At 63.4% G+C, this 20,494-nt stretch carries 17 protein-coding genes; 15 read left to right on the forward strand and 2 right to left on the reverse strand.

From position 1 onward, the window contains the following. Positions 1–126 precede the first annotated feature (126 nt). From AB4048_RS16655 to AB4048_RS16675, 5 genes are read left to right on the forward strand one after another with little or no spacing between them, the layout of a single operon-like run. Complete coding sequence (locus AB4048_RS16655; protein ID WP_442203090.1) at positions 127–1,923, forward strand: acyl-CoA dehydrogenase C-terminal domain-containing protein; 1,797 nt, start codon at positions 127–129, stop codon at positions 1,921–1,923. A gap of 59 nt (positions 1,924–1,982) precedes the next feature. Further along, positions 1,983–2,240, forward strand: a complete 258-nt coding sequence (locus tag AB4048_RS16660) for an AbrB/MazE/SpoVT family DNA-binding domain-containing protein (RefSeq protein ID WP_442203091.1) — start codon at positions 1,983–1,985, stop codon at positions 2,238–2,240. Beyond that, positions 2,240–2,569 carry a type II toxin-antitoxin system PemK/MazF family toxin gene (locus AB4048_RS16665; protein ID WP_442203092.1) on the forward strand — a complete coding sequence of 110 codons (330 nt, stop codon included), beginning with the start codon at positions 2,240–2,242 and terminating at the stop codon, positions 2,567–2,569. The genes AB4048_RS16660 and AB4048_RS16665 overlap by 1 nt, the downstream gene beginning before the upstream one ends. Positions 2,570–2,616: 47 nt before the next feature. After that, the gene (locus AB4048_RS16670) at positions 2,617–3,825 is read left to right on the forward strand and encodes an acetyl-CoA C-acetyltransferase (RefSeq protein ID WP_442203093.1); all 1,209 of its coding nucleotides are present in this window, start codon (positions 2,617–2,619) and stop codon (positions 3,823–3,825) included. Between the two features lie 14 nt (positions 3,826–3,839). Then, positions 3,840–6,050, forward strand: a complete 2,211-nt coding sequence (locus AB4048_RS16675; RefSeq protein ID WP_442203094.1) for a 3-hydroxyacyl-CoA dehydrogenase NAD-binding domain-containing protein — start codon at positions 3,840–3,842, stop codon at positions 6,048–6,050. 327 nt (positions 6,051–6,377) lie between these two features. Here the strand turns inward: AB4048_RS16675 and AB4048_RS16680 are convergent, their stop codons facing one another. Then, entirely contained in the window at positions 6,378–7,331 is a 954-nt protein-coding gene (locus AB4048_RS16680; RefSeq protein WP_442203095.1) for a Tim44 domain-containing protein, read from the reverse strand. Positions 7,332–7,619: 288 nt separating this feature from the next. Between AB4048_RS16680 and AB4048_RS16685 the strand changes: the two genes are divergently transcribed. The 3 genes from AB4048_RS16685 to AB4048_RS16695 all read left to right on the forward strand — a co-directional run bounded on the left by AB4048_RS16685 (position 7,620) and on the right by AB4048_RS16695 (position 9,629). Continuing rightward, complete coding sequence (locus AB4048_RS16685) at positions 7,620–8,168, forward strand: tetratricopeptide repeat protein (protein ID WP_442203151.1); 549 nt, start codon at positions 7,620–7,622, stop codon at positions 8,166–8,168. 216 nt (positions 8,169–8,384) lie between these two features. Next, complete coding sequence (locus AB4048_RS16690) at positions 8,385–8,795, forward strand: DoxX family protein (RefSeq protein ID WP_442203096.1); 411 nt, start codon at positions 8,385–8,387, stop codon at positions 8,793–8,795. A gap of 507 nt (positions 8,796–9,302) precedes the next feature. Further along, positions 9,303–9,629, forward strand: a complete 327-nt coding sequence (locus tag AB4048_RS16695; protein ID WP_442203097.1) for a hypothetical protein — start codon at positions 9,303–9,305, stop codon at positions 9,627–9,629. Positions 9,630–9,747: 118 nt separating this feature from the next. Here the strand turns inward: AB4048_RS16695 and AB4048_RS16700 are convergent, their stop codons facing one another. Then, a complete protein-coding gene (locus AB4048_RS16700; protein WP_442203098.1) occupies positions 9,748–13,251 on the reverse strand; it encodes a hybrid sensor histidine kinase/response regulator in 3,504 nt (1,167 codons plus the stop codon). A 187-nt stretch (positions 13,252–13,438) separates the two neighbouring features. Between AB4048_RS16700 and mscL the strand changes: the two genes are divergently transcribed. From mscL to AB4048_RS16735, 7 genes are all read left to right on the forward strand, one after another. Then, positions 13,439–13,876 (forward strand): large conductance mechanosensitive channel protein MscL, encoded by a 438-nt coding sequence (mscL, locus tag AB4048_RS16705; RefSeq protein WP_442203099.1) that lies wholly within the window; start codon positions 13,439–13,441, stop codon positions 13,874–13,876. Between the two features lie 283 nt (positions 13,877–14,159). Beyond that, positions 14,160–15,371: an ABC transporter substrate-binding protein gene (locus tag AB4048_RS16710; protein ID WP_442203100.1), complete on the forward strand. Its 1,212-nt coding sequence runs from the start codon at positions 14,160–14,162 to the stop codon at positions 15,369–15,371. A gap of 16 nt (positions 15,372–15,387) precedes the next feature. Further along, positions 15,388–16,170, forward strand: coding sequence for an ABC transporter ATP-binding protein (locus tag AB4048_RS16715; protein ID WP_442203101.1), 783 nt, complete (start codon positions 15,388–15,390; stop codon positions 16,168–16,170). 1 nt (position 16,171) lies between these two features. Further along, entirely contained in the window at positions 16,172–16,873 is a 702-nt protein-coding gene (locus AB4048_RS16720; protein ID WP_442203102.1) for an ABC transporter ATP-binding protein, read from the forward strand. Between the two features lie 3 nt (positions 16,874–16,876). Next, a complete protein-coding gene (locus AB4048_RS16725) occupies positions 16,877–17,764 on the forward strand; it encodes a branched-chain amino acid ABC transporter permease (RefSeq protein WP_442203103.1) in 888 nt (295 codons plus the stop codon). A gap of 22 nt (positions 17,765–17,786) precedes the next feature. Next, positions 17,787–18,755 (forward strand): branched-chain amino acid ABC transporter permease, encoded by a 969-nt coding sequence (locus tag AB4048_RS16730; protein WP_442203152.1) that lies wholly within the window; start codon positions 17,787–17,789, stop codon positions 18,753–18,755. Positions 18,756–18,878: 123 nt separating this feature from the next. Further along, on the forward strand, positions 18,879–20,474 hold the full coding sequence (locus AB4048_RS16735; RefSeq protein WP_442203104.1) for a GMC family oxidoreductase: 1,596 nt from the start codon (positions 18,879–18,881) through the stop codon (positions 20,472–20,474). The last annotated feature ends 20 nt before the right edge of the window (positions 20,475–20,494 follow it).

Here is a 20,494-nt window from a genome sequence, read left to right on the forward strand (position 1 = left end):
CCGGTCCTCCGCGTAAAAATTTTCGTGAGCAGTAACATTTGACGTTTACGCAAACGTCAATATTTTATAGGACTATGCCGACAGCGGGCGCCGGCACGGCTGACCGCATTTGGAGGAATTCGAACGATGCCAGTCTACAAGGCCCCGGTTAACGACACGCTCTTCGTGCTCAATGATGTGCTCGGCCTGGAACGCCACAACAATCTCCCCGGTTTTGCCGATGCGACGCCCGACATGGTGGAAGCGATCCTCGGCGAGGCGGCGAAGCTGGCGGAAGAGGTGCTGTTTCCGCTGAACTATTCCGGCGATCAGGAAGGCTGCGTGCGCCACGACGACGCCACGGTCTCGACGCCGAAGGGCTTCAAGGATGCCTACCGCGCCTATTGCGAAGGCGGCTGGCCGGGGCTTGCGGTTCCCGAAGAATTCGGCGGCCAGGGCCTTCCCTACACGCTTCATGCAGCCGTCGGCGAATATACCTCCGCCGCGAATATGTCGCTGATGATGTATCCGGGCCTGACCCAGGGCGCGATCGCCGCGATCCTCGTTCATGGCTCCCAAACGCAGAAAGAGACCTATCTGGCAAAGATGGTGGATGGCACCTGGTCTGGCACCATGAACCTCACCGAGCCGCATTGCGGCACCGATCTCGGTCTGCTGCGCACCAAGGCGGCGCCGCAGGCGGACGGCTCGTACAAGATCTCCGGCCAGAAGATCTTCATCTCGGCCGGCGACCACGACATGACGGACAACATCATCCATCTTGTTCTTGCCCGCATCGAGGGCGCGCCTGAAGGCGTCAAGGGCATTTCGCTCTTCATCGTTCCCAAGGTTCTGGTGAAGGAAGACGGCGCGCTCGGCGCGCGCAACGCCGTCTCCTGCGGCGCCATCGAACACAAGATGGGCATCCATGGTAACGCCACCTGCGTCATGAACTATGACGAGGCGACCGGCTACCTCATCGGCGCGGAGAACCGGGGCCTCAACGCCATGTTCGTGATGATGAACGAGGCGCGTCTGGGCGTCGGCCTGCAGGGCCTGTCGATCGCCGAAATCGCCTATCAGAATGCCGTCGCCTATGCCCGCGAGCGCATCCAGGGCCGGGCGCTGTCTGGCCCGAAGGCGCTGGACAAGAAGGCCGATCCGATCATCGTCCATCCCGATATCCGCCGCACGCTGATGACCATCCGCGGCTTCAACGAAGCGGGCCGCGCCTTCCTGCTGTGGACCGCGCTGAAGTCGGACATCGCCCATCGCGCCAGCGACGAGAAGGAGCGCCAGGCGGCCGACGACATTCTCGGCCTCGTGACGCCGATCCTGAAGGGCGTGCTCACCGACAAGGGCTTCGACCATGCGGTGATGGCCCAGCAGGTCTTCGGCGGCCACGGCTATATCGAAGAGCACGGCATGAGCCAGTACGTCCGCGATGCCCGCATCGCGATGATCTACGAAGGCGCGAACGGTATCCAGGCGCTCGACCTCGTCGGTCGCAAGCTCGGCATGAACGGCGGCCGCGCCGTGATGGCGCTGTTCAAGGAAATCGGTGACTTCTGCGAGACGCACCGCGCCGACGAGGCCATGAGCGGCTTCACCAAGGGCCTGAAAAGGGGCCTGAACGACGCTCAGGGAGCAACCATGTGGTTCATGCAGAACGGTATGGCCAAGCCCGACAATGCCGGCGCCGGCTCCACCGACTACATGCACCTGATGGGCCTTGTCGTCCTCGGCTATATGTGGGCGAAGATGGCGAAAGCGGCCGAGGACGCCCTTGCCGCCGGCGACACCGCCCGTCGGGACTTCCTGAACAGCAAGCTGGTCACCGCCCGCTTCTTCATGGAACGCATCATGCCGGAAACGGCGCTGCGCAAGGCCCGCATCGAGACCGGCGCCGACACGATGATGGCGCTTGCGGCGGAGGCGTTCTAAGCGCATTGTCCGAGTGGAGGAAAGTTATATATTCATATAACTTTCCAAAGGAGACGAGCATGGCGGTATCGACATTGCGTACGGTTGGTGGCTCGGTGATGATGACCATCCCGAAGCCGGTGCTGGAGACGCTCGGGCTTTCGGCGAATACAAAGCTCGACGTTTCCGTCGAGGATGGGCGTTTGATCGCTGTGCCAAGGGCGCGGCCGAAGTACACGCTTGAAGAGCTGCTCGCCCAATGCGATCCGGATGCACCGCTCAGCGACGAGGATCGGGAGTGGCTGGATAGCCCGCCGGTTGGTCGGGAAGTGATCTAATGGAGCGCGGCGACGTCTGGCAGGTGGATCTCGAGCCGTCGCGCGGCCGCGAACAGGCGAATGCGGGCTACGTGCTCGTCGTCACGCGCAAGATTTTCAACGATCTTGGTACGCCGATCGTCGCGCCGATTACCACCGCTGGGCAATTCGCCCGGTTTCAGGGTTTTACCGTGCCGCTGTCCGGCGCGGGAACGAAAAGCGCCGGCGTGGTGCTCTGCAACCAGCTGCGGGCCATCGATTTGAAATCGCGGGGAGGGCGTTTTGTCGAGCGCGTTCCCGGTTTCATCGTGGACGAAGTTCTGGCCCGGGTGAGTACCTTTTTCGAATAGACAATGGACGTATTTCAGGCGGCTCACCGCCGACAGGGAGAAGAGGAATGACCGACGTTTTCATTTACGACCACGTGCGCACGCCGCGCGGGCGAGGCAAGAAGGACGGTTCGCTGCATGAGGTGCCGTCGGTGCGTCTCGCCGCGAAGGTTTTGGAAGCGGTGCGCGATCGCAACGGCCTCGATACCAACACCGTCGACGACATCATCATGGGCTGCGTCGATCCGGTGATGGACGCCGGCGCCGTCGTGCCGAAGGGCGCGGCCTTCGAGGCGGGCTATTCGAACCGCGCCCCGGGCATTCAGATTTCCCGCTTCTGCGCTTCCGGCCTCGATGCCGTCAACCTCGCCGCGGCCAAGATCGCGCAAGGGGCGGATGACATCGTGATCGCCGGCGGCGTCGAGAGCATGTCGCGCATCGGGCTCGGCATGTCGGGTGGCTCGTGGTTCATGGATCCCTCGGTCAACTTTCCGGCCTATTTCATGCCGCAGGGCGTGTCGGCGGACCTGATCGCCACCAAGTACGGCTTTACCCGCGACGACGTCGACGCCTATGCCGTCGAAAGCCAGAAGCGTGCGGCGCACGCCTGGGAAAAGGGCTATTTCAACAACTCCGTCGTGCCGGTGAAGGACCAGAACGGTCTGACGATCCTCGCCCATGACGAACACATGCGCCCCGGCACCGACATGCAGGCGCTCGCCTCCCTCAACCCTTCCTTCCAGATGCCGGGCGAAATGGGTGGCTTCGAAGCGGTCGCCATCCAGGCGCACCCGGAGCTGGAGCGGGTCAACTACGTGCACCACGCCGGCAACTCCTCAGGCATCGTCGATGGCGCCGCGGCAGTGCTCATCGGCTCCAAGGCAGGCGGCGAGAGCATGGGGCTGAAGCCGCGCGGCCGCATCAAGGCCTTCGCCAATATCGGCTCCGACCCGGCGCTCATGCTGACCGGCCCGGTCGACGTGACCGAAAAGCTCTTGAAGCGCGCCGGCATGAAGATTTCCGACATCGATCTCTTCGAGCTGAACGAGGCCTTCGCCTCGGTGGTGCTGCGCTATATGCAGGCTTTCGACATTCCGCATGACAAGATCAACGTCAATGGCGGCGCCATCGCCATGGGCCATCCGCTCGGCGCCACCGGGGCCATGATCCTCGGCACCGTACTGGACGAACTCGAGCGTCGCGGTCTCAATACCGCCCTGGTGACGTTGTGCATCGGCGCCGGCATGGGCACGGCTACGATCATCGAGCGCGTATAAGAGGGAACGTAGTCATGACTTACAAGAATTTCACCGTCGCAACCGACGCCGACGGCATTGCGCTCGTCACCTGGGACATGCCCGGCAAATCCATGAACGTCTTCACGACTGAAGTGATGGACGAACTTGACGCGATCATCGACGCCACGGTCGCCGATGCGGCGGTCAAGGGCGTCGTCATCACCTCGGGCAAGTCCTCCTTCTCAGGCGGCGCCGATCTAACCATGATCCAGTCGATGTTTTCCTTCTACCATGATGAGAAGGCGAAGGATCCGGCCGGCGCGGTCGAGAAGGTGTTCCATCTGGTCGGGCGCATGACGGGCCTCTTCCGCAAGCTGGAAACCTGCGGCAAGCCGTGGGTCTCGGCGATCAACGGCACCTGCATGGGCGGCGCTTTCGAGATGTCGCTCGCCTGCCACGGCCGCGTCGCCTCCAATGCCAGAAGCGTCAAGATCGCGCTGCCCGAGGTCAAGGTCGGCATTTTCCCCGGCGCCGGCGGCACGCAGCGCGTCTCGCGCCTCGCCAATGCCCAGGATGCCCTGCAGATGATGACGACCGGCTCGTCGCTGACGGCGCAGCGCGCCAAGGCGATGAACCTCGTGCACCAGGTCGTCGAGCCGGACCAGCTGATCCCCGCTGCCAAGCAGATGATCAAGGACGGGTTGAAGCCGGTCGCCCCCTGGGACGAAAAGGGCTTCAAGGTTCCCGGCGGCGGCATCTGGACGCCGGCCTCCGCCCAGCTCTGGCCGGCCGTGCCCGCCATGCTGCGCAAGGAAACCGCCGGCAATTATCCCGCGGCGCTTGCCATCCTCAAATGCGTCTACGAAGGCCTGCAGGTTCCGTTCGATACCGGCCTCAGGATCGAGCAGCGCTATTTCACGCAGGTGCTGCAGACGACCGAAGCCTTCTCGATGATCCGCTCGCTGTTCATCTCGATGCAGGAGCTGGGCAAGGGCGCCCGGCGTCCGTCCGGCGTGCCGAAGAGCGAATTCAAGAAGGTGGGTATCGTCGGCGCCGGCTTCATGGGCGCGTCAATCGCCTATGTCACGGCAGCGGCCGGTATTCCCGTCGTGCTGATCGACCGCGATCTGGAGGCAGCGACCAAGGGCAAGGCGCATTCGGAAGGCCTGGTCAAGGAAGCCGTCGGCAAGGGCCGGATGTCGCAGGACGAAGGTGCCGCACTTCTCGCGCTGATCACCCCAGAGGCCGGCTACGAGGGCCTGAGGGACGCAAGCCTCGTCATCGAGGCGGTCTTCGAGGACCGCGACGTCAAGAAGGCGGTGATCGAGGCGGTCGAGGCCGTGCTTCCCGAGGGCGCGGTCTTTGCCTCGAACACCTCGACGCTGCCGATCACCGGCCTTGCCAGGAATTCGAAGCGTCCGGGCGACTTCATCGGCGTGCACTTCTTCTCGCCGGTCCACAAGATGATGCTGACGGAAGTCATCCTCGGCAAGGAAACCGGCGACAAGGCGATCGCGGTTGCGCTCGACTACGTGGCCGCGATCAAGAAGACGCCGATCGTCGTCAACGACACGCGCGGCTTCTATGTCAACCGCTGCGTCTTCCGCTACATCCACGAGGCCTACGACATGCTGATCGAAGGCGTGCCGGCGGCGATGATCGAGAATGCCGCCAAGATGGCCGGCATGCCGGTCGGCCCGCTGTCGCTCAACGACGAGGTGGCCGTCGATCTCAGCCAGAGGGTCATCAGGGCCTCGCTTGCCGACCTCGGCGAAGGCTCCGTCGATCCGAAGCACGTGGCGCTGATCGACAAGATGGTCGACGAACTCGACCGCCGCGGCCGCAAGAACGGCAGGGGCTTCTACGACTATCCGGCAAAGCCGGCGAAAAAGTCGCTCTGGCCGGGGCTGAAGGACTTCTATCCGCAGAAGCGCGCCGAAGACGTCGACGTCACGGTCATCAAGCAGCGCCTGCTCGCGACCATCGCGCTGGAAGCCGCCCGCACCGTCGAAGAGGGCATCGTCACCGATCCGCGCGAGGCCGATGTCGGCTCCATCCTCGGTTTCGGTTTCGCACCCTACACCGGCGGCACGCTCTCCTACATCGACGGCATGGGCGTGAAGACCTTCGTGGCGCTCTGTGAAAAGTTAGCGGCAGCTTACGGAGAACGCTTCAAGCCGACCGCGCTGCTTCTCGACATGGCCGCGAAGGGCGACACCTTCTATACGCGCTTCAACCCGTACAAGGAAAGCAAGGCGGCCTAGGCGCCGCCTTCAGCGGACCGAGAGCCTCGCCTCAACGGGCGAGGATCCACTAAGACTGCTAACAAACTCTAACGGCTTGCCAGGACTGCGCCGCCATCCGCCGTCTCCCCGGACCAGATCCGGGGTCCAGCGCGCGCAAGTCCTTGCGCGCAAAAGACTCTTTCTCGCCGCCGACGCGGCGCGGCTGGATCCCGGCTCAAGGCCGGGAAGACGGAGAGAACGGACAGCGCTCGTAAAAAAGACTGTTTTGCTAGCAACCTGAATCGATCCTCGCCTTTAACGGCGAGGTTCCAATGTGTAGAGCGACAGGCCCCGCCTGCACCGTCATCAGTGCCCCGAAACGCCCTGGATCGCCGACACGCGCCAGTCGCCGCCGCGCTCGCGCAGGAAGGTCCAGAGTTCCACTGCCTCGGTCGGCTTATCGGGATTGCCCCTGACGACGGCACCTGAGGTTCGGTCGCGCATCACGTCGATGCTTTCGTAGCGCATCGCGACCGTCGCATAATCCTTGCCGTCTTCGCGCCAGGCCTCGGCCACATCGCCCTGCAACAGGCGCACGTCGCGCACGTCGTTCTTGACGCCCTGGGTGGCGTTGTCGCCGAGTTCCTCGGCGAGATAGGACATCGCCTCGGGCGTCGTCAGCCGGCGCAGCGCCGGAAAATCCTCGGCGCCATAGGCAGCCTGAACATCCGCCAGCATGGTTTGGAAGTGATCGAGATCATTCTTTTGAACGCCGATTTCATCCGCCGGGCGCGACGCGGCCGTGCCGGCCGCCTCGCCGATGCGCGGAATGGTGAAGGAGGGCATGCCGGATGCGCGCGGCGCGTTCTGGGCTGAAGCGCCCACCTGTGCCGATTGCCCGCGGCGGCCGAAGAAACGCATGGCCATCGACACGGCGCCGAACACGAGCGCGATCTGCAGCAGCATGCCGAGGAAGCCCATGCCGCCGCCAAGGCCATTGCCAAGCAGCATGCCGATGAGGCCGCCCATCATAAGGCCGCCCAACATCGAACCGCCGAAACCGCCGAACAGGCCGGGGCGCCGGGGCGTTGGAGCCGTTGGCAACGTCTGCGCGGGGTTCACGGTGTTCGGTGTCATCGTGCGCTCGATCGGCGCGGCGGTGGTCGGCGCCGTCCGCGTCGTCGGCGCTGTGGAGAACGTCCGCGTCCCGCGGCTACCGAAGCCAGCGCCCCCGCGGCGAGCCTCTGCGAAATCGACCGCCGTCAGCATGACCATGAGGCCAATTCCGACCATCGCAAGAATTCGTCCAAAACGCTGCATTCTCTTCCAATCCCGTTTTTTCGCCGCGCCGGAGCGCATACACGCCGTGATATGGAGATTGCAGGCGCTCCGTTTAAGGGCGAGCCCCAAATTTGGTTGAGGCTTTTTTCCGCCGTCGCCGCCCAAGCCATGCTTGCGCCGTCAGTCTGAAACGGCGGACCGAATAAAATTGCCGCTTGGGTGTTTATTGCGCATGTCCACGCGATGGAGGCGGATATGCTTCGCAAGACAGGCAGGATGACCACCCTTCGCCATATGGCCGTTGCCACCGGCATCGGCCTTGCCGCGCTGATGCCGATGACGTCAGCATTGGCCGCCGGCGGTGGCGGCGGCAGCAGCGGCGGTGGAAGCAGCGGCGGCGGTGGAAGTAGCGGCGGGAACGGTGGCAGCGGCGGCAGCACGCAGATGAAGACCTGCGCCAAGGGTCAGCTCTGGGATCGCTACCAGCGCAAATGCGTGAAGGCGCGCACGGAAGCTTTTCCCGATGAAGACTTGACCGACTACGCCTACGCGCTCGCCAAGTCCGATCGCTATGACGAAGCGCTCGACGTGCTCGACATGGTCAAGGACCCGAATACGCCAAAGGCGCTCAACTATCGCGGCTATGCCACGCGCCATCTCGGGCGGCTGGACGAGGGTATTTCCTACTATCTGAAGTCCGTCGATCTCGATCCGAAATATGCGCAGGTGCGCGAATATCTGGGCGAGGCCTATGTGATCAAGGGGCGGCTGGATCTCGCCAACGAGCAGCTGACCGTCATCAAGGGCCTTTGCGGCATGCAATGCGAGGAATACGAGGACCTTGCCAAGGCGATTGCCAATCCCTCCAGCCTTTAGAGCAGGGCAGCTCCAGGTTCATTCGTCTCGTTCCCTCTTCCAACCTTCACCCCCCCAAGGGAGGAAGGGGTAGCGAGCGACGGCCGCCATGTCGCCTTGACGCTTGGGCAGGGTGGCATGGCGGGCGGCAAGTACCTTTGCCGCGTCGTATCGTGTAAAATGCCAACAGAGCATCGTGCCGCGCACGGCATCATGCGCCAACAACAGGAGCCCATGATGGACCGGCTTCAGCCGATTGCAGCGTTCGTGGCGAGACTTGCCCTCGCCTGGATCTTTCTCCTTGAAGGCGTCACCAAGCTCGGCAGCTATTCGGCGACCGCCGCCTATATGCAGTCGAGCGGCGTCAGCAGCAGCCTTCTGCCGTTAGTCATCCTGACCGAACTCGGCTGTGGTCTGCTCGTGGTGCTCGGTCTCTTCACCCGCTTCGCGGCCTTCGCGCTGATGGGCTTCTGCCTGCTCACGGCATTGTTCTTCCACACCAACTTCGCCGACCTCGACCAGACGATCCATTTCAACAAGAACATCGCCATGGCCGGCGGCTTTCTGGCTCTGGTCGCCTTCGGCGGCGGTGCCTGGTCGTTGGATACGATGCACGCCGCACGGCGCCGCGAGCGGCGGCAAGCATAACATAACTTCGGAAGAGGGGCATAGGAATATTTTCTTATATAACGATTTCAATGGCTTATGAAAAATTTCATGCACTTTCGTCCCCCTCGTGAAATCCCGGCGCATAATAAGCCCGCTTCCGCCGCCGGAGTGTTTCGCGAGACGTTCGCGGGCAGGCGGGAGCCGGCGCCCTGTCTCAAACCCTAACGTGCGGCAAGGGGCAGGGAGGCGCGAGCCACGGTGCCGCCCGCAAGGGATGGCGCCGGTCAAGTCCTCCCCGGGTCCCAAGCCCGGTTTGGGTCAACCATGCAAGCAGGCGTGAATGCCTGTGCAGCGGGACGAGGCATGCGTCTCAAGGGGCCGGAAGCCCCGAAGAACGCCGAAGGCCACGCAAATGCGGAGCCACCCTAAAAAAATAAAAGTGAGGTTCCGCATTTGCGTGGGCTCTCCGCATAAACCAAAGCACGGGCGCAATTCTCGCCGCGTGAAGGGAGAAAGCTGTCCAATCATCGAAAAGCGGGAAAAATCATGAAAACCAAGACGGAATACATCGTTGTCGAAGGCAAGCGGCTGACCGAAGACGAATATTACAATCTGCCGGTCAGCGTGCGCGCCCGGAACTGGCTGAGAGCCACGCGCCCGATGGCCGACAAGCTCGGCTACTGGCGGGATTGCCGCCTGCCTGTCTGCCGCCGGGCGAAAGCCTGCCGCGGCGAAGTCCGCCCGGAGGACGACGTCGAGGAGCGCGACACCGCTTATCCGCCCTGCGCCCACGGCGACGAAGAAAGACGGCATGAGATCATTCGCACGGGGATGGAGGAGCAGCGCCGGCGCGAGGCCGCGAAAGGCAGGTGAGGCGCGCTGTTTTCACAAGAGCAAGTCCAGGAAAAGTGTGAAGCGGTTTCCCGTCCGGAATTGCGTCAAAACAGACGGACAGAGCGGGTCTGCGATTCGGGAGAAAAGCAGAAACGCGCTACTGCGCCGCGGCCCGCTTCATGATCGAGACCTGGGCGAGATAGGCGCGCAGCGCGGCCGGCCGCACCGGCTTTTGCTGCACGCCGATGCCATAGCGCTCGGCTTCGGCGCGCAGTTCCGGCGAGCGGTCGGCGGTAATCAGAAGCGCCGGCAGATCGCCACCGAAGGCCTGCCGCAGCATGCGGATGGCGTCGATGCCCGTGCCGTCGCCGAGGTGATAGTCGGCAATGACGAGATCCGGCGTCTTTGCTGTCGCGGGAACGGCCGCAAGGGCGGCGAGCGAGCCCGCCACCTCGACGTCGCAGCCCCATCCCGAAACCAGGAGCCGCATGCCTTCGAGGATCTTCGGCTCGTTGTCGATGCACAGAACGTTGAGCCCGTTGAGCGTCGGCACGGCGCGGGCCGGGCGCGCTGCCGCGGCGATCGGCGCGGTTGCCGGTTGCGAAAGATCGATCGGCATGCCGATGCGGAAATCCGAGCCGCGACCGGGCGTGGAGCGCAGTTCGACCGGATGGTCGAGCACGCGGCCGATGCGGTCGACGATCGAAAGACCGAGCCCGAGGCCGGAGGCCGTCCGCGCTCCCTCGTCGAGGCGGGCGAATTCCTTAAATACGGTGCGGAATTTCGAGGCGGGAATGCCGATGCCGGAATCCATCACCTGGATGATGACCTTGTCGCCGCGGCGGCGGGCGCCGACCAGGACCTTGCCGGTCAAGGTGTATTTGATGGCGTTGGAAACGAGGTTCTGCACCAGGCGCCTGAGAAGGTTGGCGTCGGATCTGACCTTGAGCGTCGTCGGCATGACCACGAGTTTCAGGTGTTTTTCGCGTGCAATCGGCGCGAAGTCCGTCTCGATGCGCTGCAGGAGGGCGGAAAGCGAAACGGTGGCGATATGCGGCTTCATCGCCCCGGTATCCAGCCGCGAAATGTCGAGCACGGCGCCGAGGATCGCCTCGACCGATTCGAGCGCGGAATCGATGTTGTGGACGATGGAGCTGGTGTCGCCATCGCCGAGCCGCTCCACCAGCGCCGAGGAATAGAGCCTTGCCGCATTCAGCGGCTGCAGGATGTCGTGGCCGGCGGCGGCGAAGAAGCGCGTCTTGCCGATATTGGCCTCGTCGGCGCTCGCGCGGGCCTCCGCGAGTTCGCGGTTGACGCGCGTCAGTTCGGCCGTGCGCTCGACGACGCGCTGTTCCAGGGTTTCGTTCGCCTGCTTCAGCGCCCGGTCGGCGGCAACGCGGTGCGTGATGTCGGTGAAGGTGGCGACGATGCCATTGTCCGGCATGGCGTTGGAGCGGACTTCGATAATGCGCTCGCCGCCCTCGAGCACCAGCGGGAAGGGTCTGTCGAGCGTCAGCACGTGCCGCACCGTCTGCTCCTGGTCGGCGCTAGCGACGTCGCCGCGGGCGACGAGGACCGCGACGATATCGGCAAGCGGGTAGCCGACCTGGCCCACCGTCTCGGGAAGATCGAGAATTTGCCGGAAGCGGCGGTTCCAGATCGTCAGCCGACGCTGGGAATCGAAGACTGCGATACCCTGATCCATCTGCGACAACGCCGTCTGCAGCATATCCTGATTGTATTGCAGCGCTTCGCTGGCCTGGTCGAGCAGCCAGGCGGTGTCGGAGGAGGCATCCTCCATCTTCTGCAGGATGAGCGACAGCACGAGGCGCGCGGAAGACGAGCCGATGGCGCTGCCGAGCAGCTGTTCGGAGAAGTGGATCAGCGCCATGTCGGCCGGCTGATCGTCCTCGAGCCTTCGCCCGGCGGTGCGCTCATAGGTGTTGAAGGAGCGCAGCATGCGCTCTTCGCCGAGGTAGCTCGCGATCGTCGTCTTCAGATCTCCGATGCTGACGCGGGTCTTCCAGCCTCGCGTCTTGAACTGCGACCGCGAATGCCGCTTGACGAAGATGCCGGCCTGGATGCGTTCCAGCGGCCGCGCGTTGCGCGTCAGCGAGCCGAGGACGAAGGCGGCGGTGTTGACGAGCAGGCTCAGCACCGTCGCATTGACGAGCGGGTCGGAGCGCTCGGCAAACACCTGTGCGCCAGGGAAGACGAAAGAGAGGATGGCGGAGGCGACATAGGAATAGTCGGGACCGCCGAGGCTCGGCAGGAAGAGAAGATAGGCCCAGATGACGAAGCCGGAGACGAGGCCGAGGATCGCGCCGCGCGCATTCGCCCTTCGCCAGATCAAGCCGCCGAAAAGGGCGGGGGCCATCTGGGCGATCGCGACGAAGGAAAGGAGCCCGATGGAGGCAAGGCCCGCATCGCTGTCCGTCGAGCGATAATAGGCATAGCCGAGCAGCAGCACGCCAAAGATGGCCGTGCGCCTGATAAGCAGCAGCCGCTTGGCGAAATCGTCGCGCTGGCTGCCGCTGCCCATCAGCTTCTGCCTGAGGAAGATCGGCATGACGATATCGTTGGAGACCATGATCGACAGCGCCACCGACGCGACGATCACCATGGCGGTTGCGGCCGAGAAGCCGCCGATGAAGGCGATCAGCGAGACAACCGGCATCTGGCCGCCAAGCGGCAGCGACAGCACGTAGAGGTCGGCATTGCCGTTGCCGCCGAAACTGATGAGGCCGGCGATCGCGATCGGGATGACGAACAGGTTGATCGCGATCAGATAGAGCGGGAAGAGCATGCCCGCGAGCCTGAGCTCCTTGGCCGTACGGTTCTCGACGACCGTCACGTGAAATTGCCTGGGCAGCATGATGATGGCGCAGGCCGACAGCAGCGTCAGCGTGATCCAGCGGCTCAGCGGCGTCTTGTACTGCAGCGCGGCCATCGAGGGCGCGTCCTTGACCGCTCTCGCAAAGAGGTCGGCCGGGCCGTCGAACAGGAACCAGATGACGCAGACGCCGACCGTCAGGATCGCGATCAGCTTCACCACGGATTCCATGGCGATCGCGAGAATGAGCCCGTCCTGATGCTCCGTCGCGTCGGTGTGGCGCGTGCCGAACATGGTGGCGAAGAAGGCAAGCACGACGGTGACGATCAGGGGCAGGTCGAGGAAGTAGAGATTGCCGTTGCCGATACCGTAGTCGGAAGGGTTGAGCATCGCCGAGACGCTGCCGGAGATCGACTTCAGCTGCAGCGCGATATACGGGATGGCGCCGACCAGCGAGATCAAAGCGACGATTGCCGCAACGGTCGCGTTCTTGCCGTAGCGGGCCGCCACGAAGTCGGCGACCGAGGTCAGCTTCTCGGCCTTGGCAAGCTCGATGATGCGCCGCAGAACCGGCATGCCGAGGGTGAAGACGAGGATTGGGCCGATATAGATCCCGGTGAATTCGAGACCGCGCTGGGCGGCAAGCCCGACGCCGCCGAAATAGGTCCAGGACGTGCAATAGATGGCAAGGCTGAAAGCGTAGACGACCGGACGTCCGCGATCCGGCGAGGCCCTTGCATGGCTGCGGCGGTCGCCGTAGCTTGCAACCGCAAACAGCGTCAGCAGATAGCCGAACGCGGCCGCGAATATCACCCAACCTGGCAGCATGCCTCCTCCGTCGCCGCTTCCCATCCCACTCTAGGTCAAATGACAGGCGTTGAACATCGGTGGCCGTCTTAGCCTTAAGTCAAAACCCGTATAAGCGATCACTAAGGTTGACTTTTCAGCCGTATGCAAAAAATGTAGCGAATGAAATCAAAGGCATGTTTCAATTGCAACGCAAAGGGGACTATCGATGCTCAACGAATTCAAGGCCTTTATCGCCCGCGGCAACGTGATGGACCTGGCGGTGGGCGTCATCATCGGCGGTGCCTTCGGCGGCATTGTCCAATCCATCGTCAACGATCTCATCATGCCGATCGTCGGCGCCATCACCGGTGGCGGCTTCGATTTTTCGAACTATTTCATTCCGCTGTCGTCCAAGGTGACGGCCCAGACGCTCACCGCCGCCCGCCAGCAGGGCGCCGTTCTCGCCTACGGCAATTTTATCACCGTCGTCATCAGCTTCCTGATCCTTGCCTGGATCATCTTCCTGATGGTCAAGGGCGTGAATACGCTGCGCGAGCAGCTCGAAAGGAAGGAAGAGGCGCTCGCCGACGCGGCTCCGCCCCCGGAAGATGTGAAGCTGCTCACCGAGATCCGCGACCTCCTGGCGCAGCGGCCGGCAGTTTGAGGGTGCGGCGATCGCGGCTTGGTCTTTCGTCTAATGCCCATGTCCGGAGCGGCGCTTGTTGTCGATCCACAACGACTTAACGCTTTATATCGACACGGAAAATCGGCCGGCAGGCGAACGGAATTCAGGCATGGGCGCGAACCGTATCGCTCCGGATGCGTTAGAGATGGGGCCTTGCTTACCCAAACCAATTCCGGGATCGTAGGCAAGGCAACCGCTTTGAGGGGAGCGGCGAACCGGATCGAAAGAGCTGTATTCTGAACAATCTCGGGAGGAGAGAGATATGCGAAGGAATCTGATTGCGTCATTGGCGTTTCTGCTTGCGGGTACGACCGCTGCCTTCGCCGCCGACGCGGTATCTGACGGCAAGGTCAAGATCGGCATCCTGAACGACCAGTCCGGCGTCTACGCCGATTTCGGCGGCAAATCGTCGGTCGAAGCCGCCAAGATGGCGGTCGAGGATTTCGGCGGCAAGGTGCTCGGCGTTCCCGTTGAGATTGTCGACGCCGACCACCAGAACAAGCCGGATATCGCCTCCAATATCGCACGCCAATGGTACGATACCGAGCAGGTCGACGCGATCATGGAGCTGACCACCTCGTCGGTGGCGCTCGCGGTGCAGGCAATCGCCAAGGAAAAGAAGAAGATCGACATCGTCACCGGTGCGGCGACCACGGAACTGACCGGCAAGCAATGCTCGCCCTATGGCTTCCATTGGGCCTACGACACCCATGCCCTCGCCGTCGGCACCGGCGGCGCGCTGGTCAAGCAGGGCGGCGACACCTGGTTCTTCCTCACCGCAGACTATGCCTTCGGCTATTCGCTGGAGCAGCAGACCAGCGACTTCGTCACCGCCAATGGCGGCAAGGTCGTGGGCTCGGTTCGCCATCCGCTGTCGACCAGCGATTTCTCGTCCTTCCTGCTGCAGGCGCAGTCCTCCGGCGCCAAGGTCATCGGCCTTGCCAATGCCGGCCTCGACACCGCCAACGCCATCAAGCAGGCGGCCGAATTCGGCATCAGCCAGGGCGGACAGCACCTGGCGGCATTGCTCTTCACGCTGGCCGAAGTGCACGGCCTCGGCCTCCAGGCAGCACAAGGCCTGACGCTGACCGAAGGCTACTACTGGAACCGCGACGACGAGAGCCGCAAGTTCGGCAAGCGTTTCTTCGAGCGCACCGGCAAGATGCCGAACATGATCCATGCCGGCACCTATTCCGCCGTCACGCAATATCTGAAGGCCGTGCAGAAGGCCGGAACCGACGAAACCGAGGCGGTCGCCAAGGCGTTGCACGAAATGCCAGTCGAAGACGTCTTCGCCGGCAAGGGCACGGTCGGACCGAACGGCCGCATGTTCCACGACATGTACCTCTTGCAGGTCAAGAAGCCGGAAGAGAGCAAGCAGCCGTGGGATTATTTCAACGTGCTCGCAACCATCCCCGGCAAGGAGGCCTATATCGATCCCGCCAAGAGCGGTTGCCCGCTGGTGACGCAGTAAGCCGCGGGCCGGGGCCGTGTCGGTCTCCGCTCCCCATGTCCCAAGCGAGCCGCGGGTGGTTTTGTCCGCCCGCGGTCTTCGCCGCGATTTCGGTGGCTTCACGGCCGTCAAGAACGTCGACCTCGATGTCCATCACGCCCGCGTTCACGCGCTGATCGGCCCGAACGGCGCCGGCAAGACCACCGTATTCAACCTCTTGACCAAGTTCCTGCAGCCGACGCACGGCACCATCACCCTGCTCGGAACCGACATCACCCGCACGTCGCCCGACAAGGTGGCGCGCATGGGGCTGGCGCGGTCGTTCCAGATCTCGGCGGTGTTTCCGCATATGACCGTCCTCGACAACGTGCGCGTCGCGCTGCAGCGGCCGAACGCACTTGCCCACCAGTTCTGGCTTCCCCTCAAGGCGCTCGATCGGCTCGACGCGCGGGCGGATCAGCTCCTCAGCGCGGTGGGGCTCGACAACGAGCGGCATGCGACCGCCGCGGACCTCTCCTATGGCCGCAAGCGCGTGCTGGAGATCGCAACGACGCTGGCCCTCGATCCGCAGGTGCTCCTGCTCGACGAGCCGATGGCGGGCATGGGGTTGGAGGACGTCGCCATCATATCGTCGCTGATCCGCGACCTCGCCCGCGAACGGGCCGTACTGATGGTCGAGCACAATCTCTCGGTGGTTGCCGATATCTGCCACCATGTCACCGTGCTCCAGCGCGGCGAGATTCTCGCCGCTGGCGATTATGCAACGGTCAGCCGCGATCCCCGCGTCCGTGAGGCCTACATGGGAACGGAGGAGGCGTGAGATGGCAGCCTTGCTCGACATTCAGGGCCTCAACGCCTGGTACGGCGAAAGCCACGTCCTGCACGGCGTCGACATGACGGTCGCCGAGGGAGAGACGGTCACCATCCTCGGTCGCAACGGGGTCGGCAAGACGACGACCTTGCGCACGATCGTCGGCATCATCCGCGCGAGAAAGGGTCGCATCGCCTTCGCCGGCGGCGACATGATGGCGGTACCGCTGCACAAGACGGCGCACAAGGGCATCGGCTTCGTGCCGGAAGAGCGCGGCATCTTTTCGAGCCTGAGCGTATGGGAGAACCTGATGCTGCCGCCGGTCGTTGCCGCTGGCGGCATGACGCTCGACGAGATCTTCGAGCTGTTTCCCAATCTTCACGAGCGTCGCAACAGCCCCGGTACCAAGCTTTCCGGCGGTGAGCAGCAGATGCTTGCCATGGCGCGCATCCTGCGCACCGGGGTGCGCATGCTTCTGCTCGACGAGCCGACCGAGGGGCTGGCCCCCGTAATCGTGCAGCGCATCGGCGAGGTGCTGAAGAAGCTGAAGGCGCGCGGCATGACCATTCTTCTGGTCGAGCAGAATTTCCGCTTCGCAAGCCGCATCGCCGACCGCTTCTATCTGATGGATCACGGGAAGATGGTCGCTGAATTTCCGGTCGCGGCCCTGCCGGAGCGCATGGATACGCTGCACAAGGTGCTGGGGGTATAGGACATGGCGACGATCTTCGGCATTCCCCTGCAGGCGCTTTACGGGCAGCTTTTGATCGGCCTCATCAACGGCTCCTTCTACGCGCTCCTCAGTCTCGGCCTTGCGGTGATCTTCGGTTTGCTGAGGATCATCAATTTCGCCCATGGCGCCCAGTATATGCTCGGCGCCTTCGCGGCCTATCTGCTGCTCGCCTATGGTGGCGTCGGCTATTGGCTGGCGCTCATCCTCGCTCCGCTCATCGTCGGGCTGCTCGGCGTCGTCATCGAGCGGCTGTTCCTGCGCCGGCTCTATGGCATCGATCCGCTCTATGGCCTGCTTTTCACCTTCGGCCTGGCGCTGACCATCGAAGGCACGTTCCGCTACCTCTACGGCGCGGCCGGCCAGCCCTACGCGCCGCCGGCGGCGCTGACGGGAGCGGTCAACCTCGGCTTCATGTTCTTGCCCGTCTATCGCGGATGGGTGGTGGTCATGTCGCTCATCGTCTGCATTGGCACCTGGCTGCTGATCGAGAAGACGAAACTCGGGGCCTATCTGCGCGCCGCGACGGAAAACACCGTTCTCGTCCAGGCCTTCGGCGTCAACGTGCCCGTGCTCCTGACGTTCACCTACGGCCTTGGCGTCGCACTTGCCGCCTTTGCTGGCGTGCTCGCCGCGCCGATCTACCAGGTCTCGCCGCTGATGGGCTCGAACATCATCATCGTCGTCTTCGCGGTCGTCGTCGTCGGCGGCATGGGTTCGATCATGGGGGCAATTGTCACCGGCTACCTGCTCGGCGTCGCCGAAGGCCTGACCAAGGTATTTTATCCGGAGGCCTCCAACACGGTTATCTTCGTCATCATGGCGATCGTACTGCTCATCAGGCCCGCGGGCCTCTTCGGCCGGGATGCGTGAAATGTCAGAGGTCACCGACACGATGAAATCGAAACAGAGCCACGCGTCGGTCCCCATTCAGGGAGCGTTTCTGGCGGTCGGGCTTGTGCTGCTGGTGCTCGCCCCCTTCTTCTTCTACCCGATCTTTCTGATGAAGCTGCTCTGCTTCGCGCTCTTTGCCTGCGCCTTCAATCTGCTGCTCGGCTATACCGGGCTGCTTTCTTTCGGCCACGCGACGTTCTTCGGCGGTGCCGCCTATTTCACTGCCTTCACGGTCAAGGAGTGGGGCTTCCCCCCCGAACTCGGCATCCTCTCGGGCGTTGTGGGCGCGGCTCTCCTGGGACTGGTGATGGGCTTCTTCGCGATCCGCCGCCAGGGCATCTATTTCGCGATGATCACGCTGGCGCTGGCGCAGATGTTCTACTTCTTCTGCCTGCAGGCGAAATTCACCGAAGGCGAGGACGGCATCCAGTCGGTGCCGCGCGGAAAGCTTTTTGGGCTGATCAATCTCGAAAGCTCGACAGCCATGTACTACGTGACGCTCGCCGTCTTCATCATCGGCGTTCTGGTGATCTGGCGCTTCGTCAACTCTCCCTTCGGCATGATCCTGAAATCGATCCGCGAGAACGAGGCGCGCGCAGTCTCGCTCGGCTATTCGGTCGCGCGCTACAAGCTCGGCGCATTCGTGATGTCGGCGGCGCTCGCGGGGCTTGCGGGCGGCGTAAAGGCGCTCGTCTTCCAGTTCGCGACGCTCACCGACGTCGCCTGGCAAATGTCCGGCGAAGTCATCCTGATGACCCTGCTCGGCGGCATCGGCACCCTCATCGGCCCGCTCTTCGGCGCAGGCTTCGTGGTGGCGCTCGAAAACTATCTCGCGACGTCCGAATTTCCGGTCACCATCATCACCGGCATCGTCTTCATGGTCTGCGTCCTCATCTTCCGCCGCGGCGTCGTCGGCGAATTCTATGCCTCGAAGCTCGGCCGGCTGCTGGGCTTCGAGTACCGGCGCTAGAGCAGATGAATCGCAGATCCGCTCTATCTTTTTGTTTTCACGCAGTTCCGGACGGAAACCCGTTTCACGCTTTTCCTGGGACTGCTCAAAGGCCCTGCGGCGAATTCTGAGGTAGTATGGGCCATGGATCGTTTCGACTACATCATCATCGGCGCCGGCAGTGCCGGCTGCGTGCTCGCAAACCGCCTATCCGCAGATAGAACGAACCGGGTTTTGCTGCTCGAGGCCGGCGGCAGCGACAATTATCACTGGATCCACATCCCGGTCGGCTACCTCTACTGCATCAACAACCCGCGCACGGACTGGTGCTTCACGACGGCCGCCATCCCCGGGCTCAACGGCCGGGCGCTGATCTACCCGCGCGGCAAGGTGCTGGGCGGCTGCTCCTCGATCAACGGCATGATCTATATGCGTGGCCAGGCGCGCGACTACGACCTGTGGCGCCAACTCGGCTGCGAAGGTTGGGCCTGGGACGACGTGCTGCCCGCCTTCATGCGATCGGAAGATTATTACCGCGGCGGGGACGACGCGCACGGGGCCGGCGGCGAGTGGCGGGTCGAAAAGGCGCGGGTGCGCTGGGCCGTGCTCGACGCGTTCCAGCAGGCAGCCAAGGAGGCCGGCATTCCCGAAACGCCCGACTTCAACCGTGGCGACAACGAGGGCTCCGGATATTTCGACGTCAACCAGCGCTCCGGCATCCGCTGGAACACGTCAAAAGCCTTCCTGCGCCCGGCGACGAAGCGGCCAAATCTGACGGTGCTGACCAAGGCTCAGGTCCGCCGGCTGCTGATCGAGGGGGATGCCGTGGTCGGGGTCGAGTACCAGCATGACGGCGTCGCCAAGCGCGCCGATGCCACGAAGGAAACCGTTCTGTCGGCCGGCGCGATCGGCTCGCCGCACATCCTTGAGCTTTCCGGTATCGGCCGGGGCGATGTGCTTCGCCGGGCCGGCGTCGACGTGCTGCACGAGGTGAAGGGGGTCGGGGAAAACCTGCAGGACCATCTGCAGCTGCGCATGGCTTACAAGGTCAGCGGCGTGCCGACCCTCAACGAAAAGGCGAGCAGCCTGTTCGGCAAGGCGGCGATCGGGCTTGAATATCTCGTCCGCCGTTCCGGCCCGATGGCGATGGCGCCGAGTCAGCTTGGCATATTCACCCGCTCCGGACCGGACAAGGAGACCCCGGACCTGCAATATCATGTCCAGCCGGTCTCGTTGGACAGGTTCGGCGATCCCGTTCATACCTTTCCGGCGATCACCGCAAGTGTATGCAACCTCAGGCCGGAAAGTCGCGGCACGGTGCATGTGACGAGCCCGGATTTCGCCGCGCAGCCCGCGATCGACCCAAACTATCTGTCGACGCCGCGCGACCGCGAGATTGCCGCCCGTTCGATCCGCCTGACGCGGAAGATCGTCGCGCAGCCCGCCTTCGCCCGCTTCAAGCCCGAAGAGTTCAAGCCTGGCCGCGCCTTCGAGAGCGAGGCGGACCTGGAAAAGGCGGCCGGCGATATCGGCACGACGATCTTCCATCCCGTCGGCACCTGCCGCATGGGCGGAGATCGGGAAAGCGTCGTCGACCCGCGCCTGAGGCTGAGGGCACTGAAGCGGCTCAGGATCGCCGACGCGTCGGTGATGCCGTCGATCACGTCGGGCAACACCAATTCGCCGACGATCATGATTGCCGAAAAAGCGGCGGAGATGATCCTCGCCGACAACCGTTGAAGCAATTCCGCGAAAAGTGT

Origin of the sequence: Rhizobium sp. RAF56 (assembly GCF_052113965.1) — a bacterium.
Taxonomy (GTDB): Bacteria; Pseudomonadota; Alphaproteobacteria; order Rhizobiales; family Rhizobiaceae; genus Rhizobium.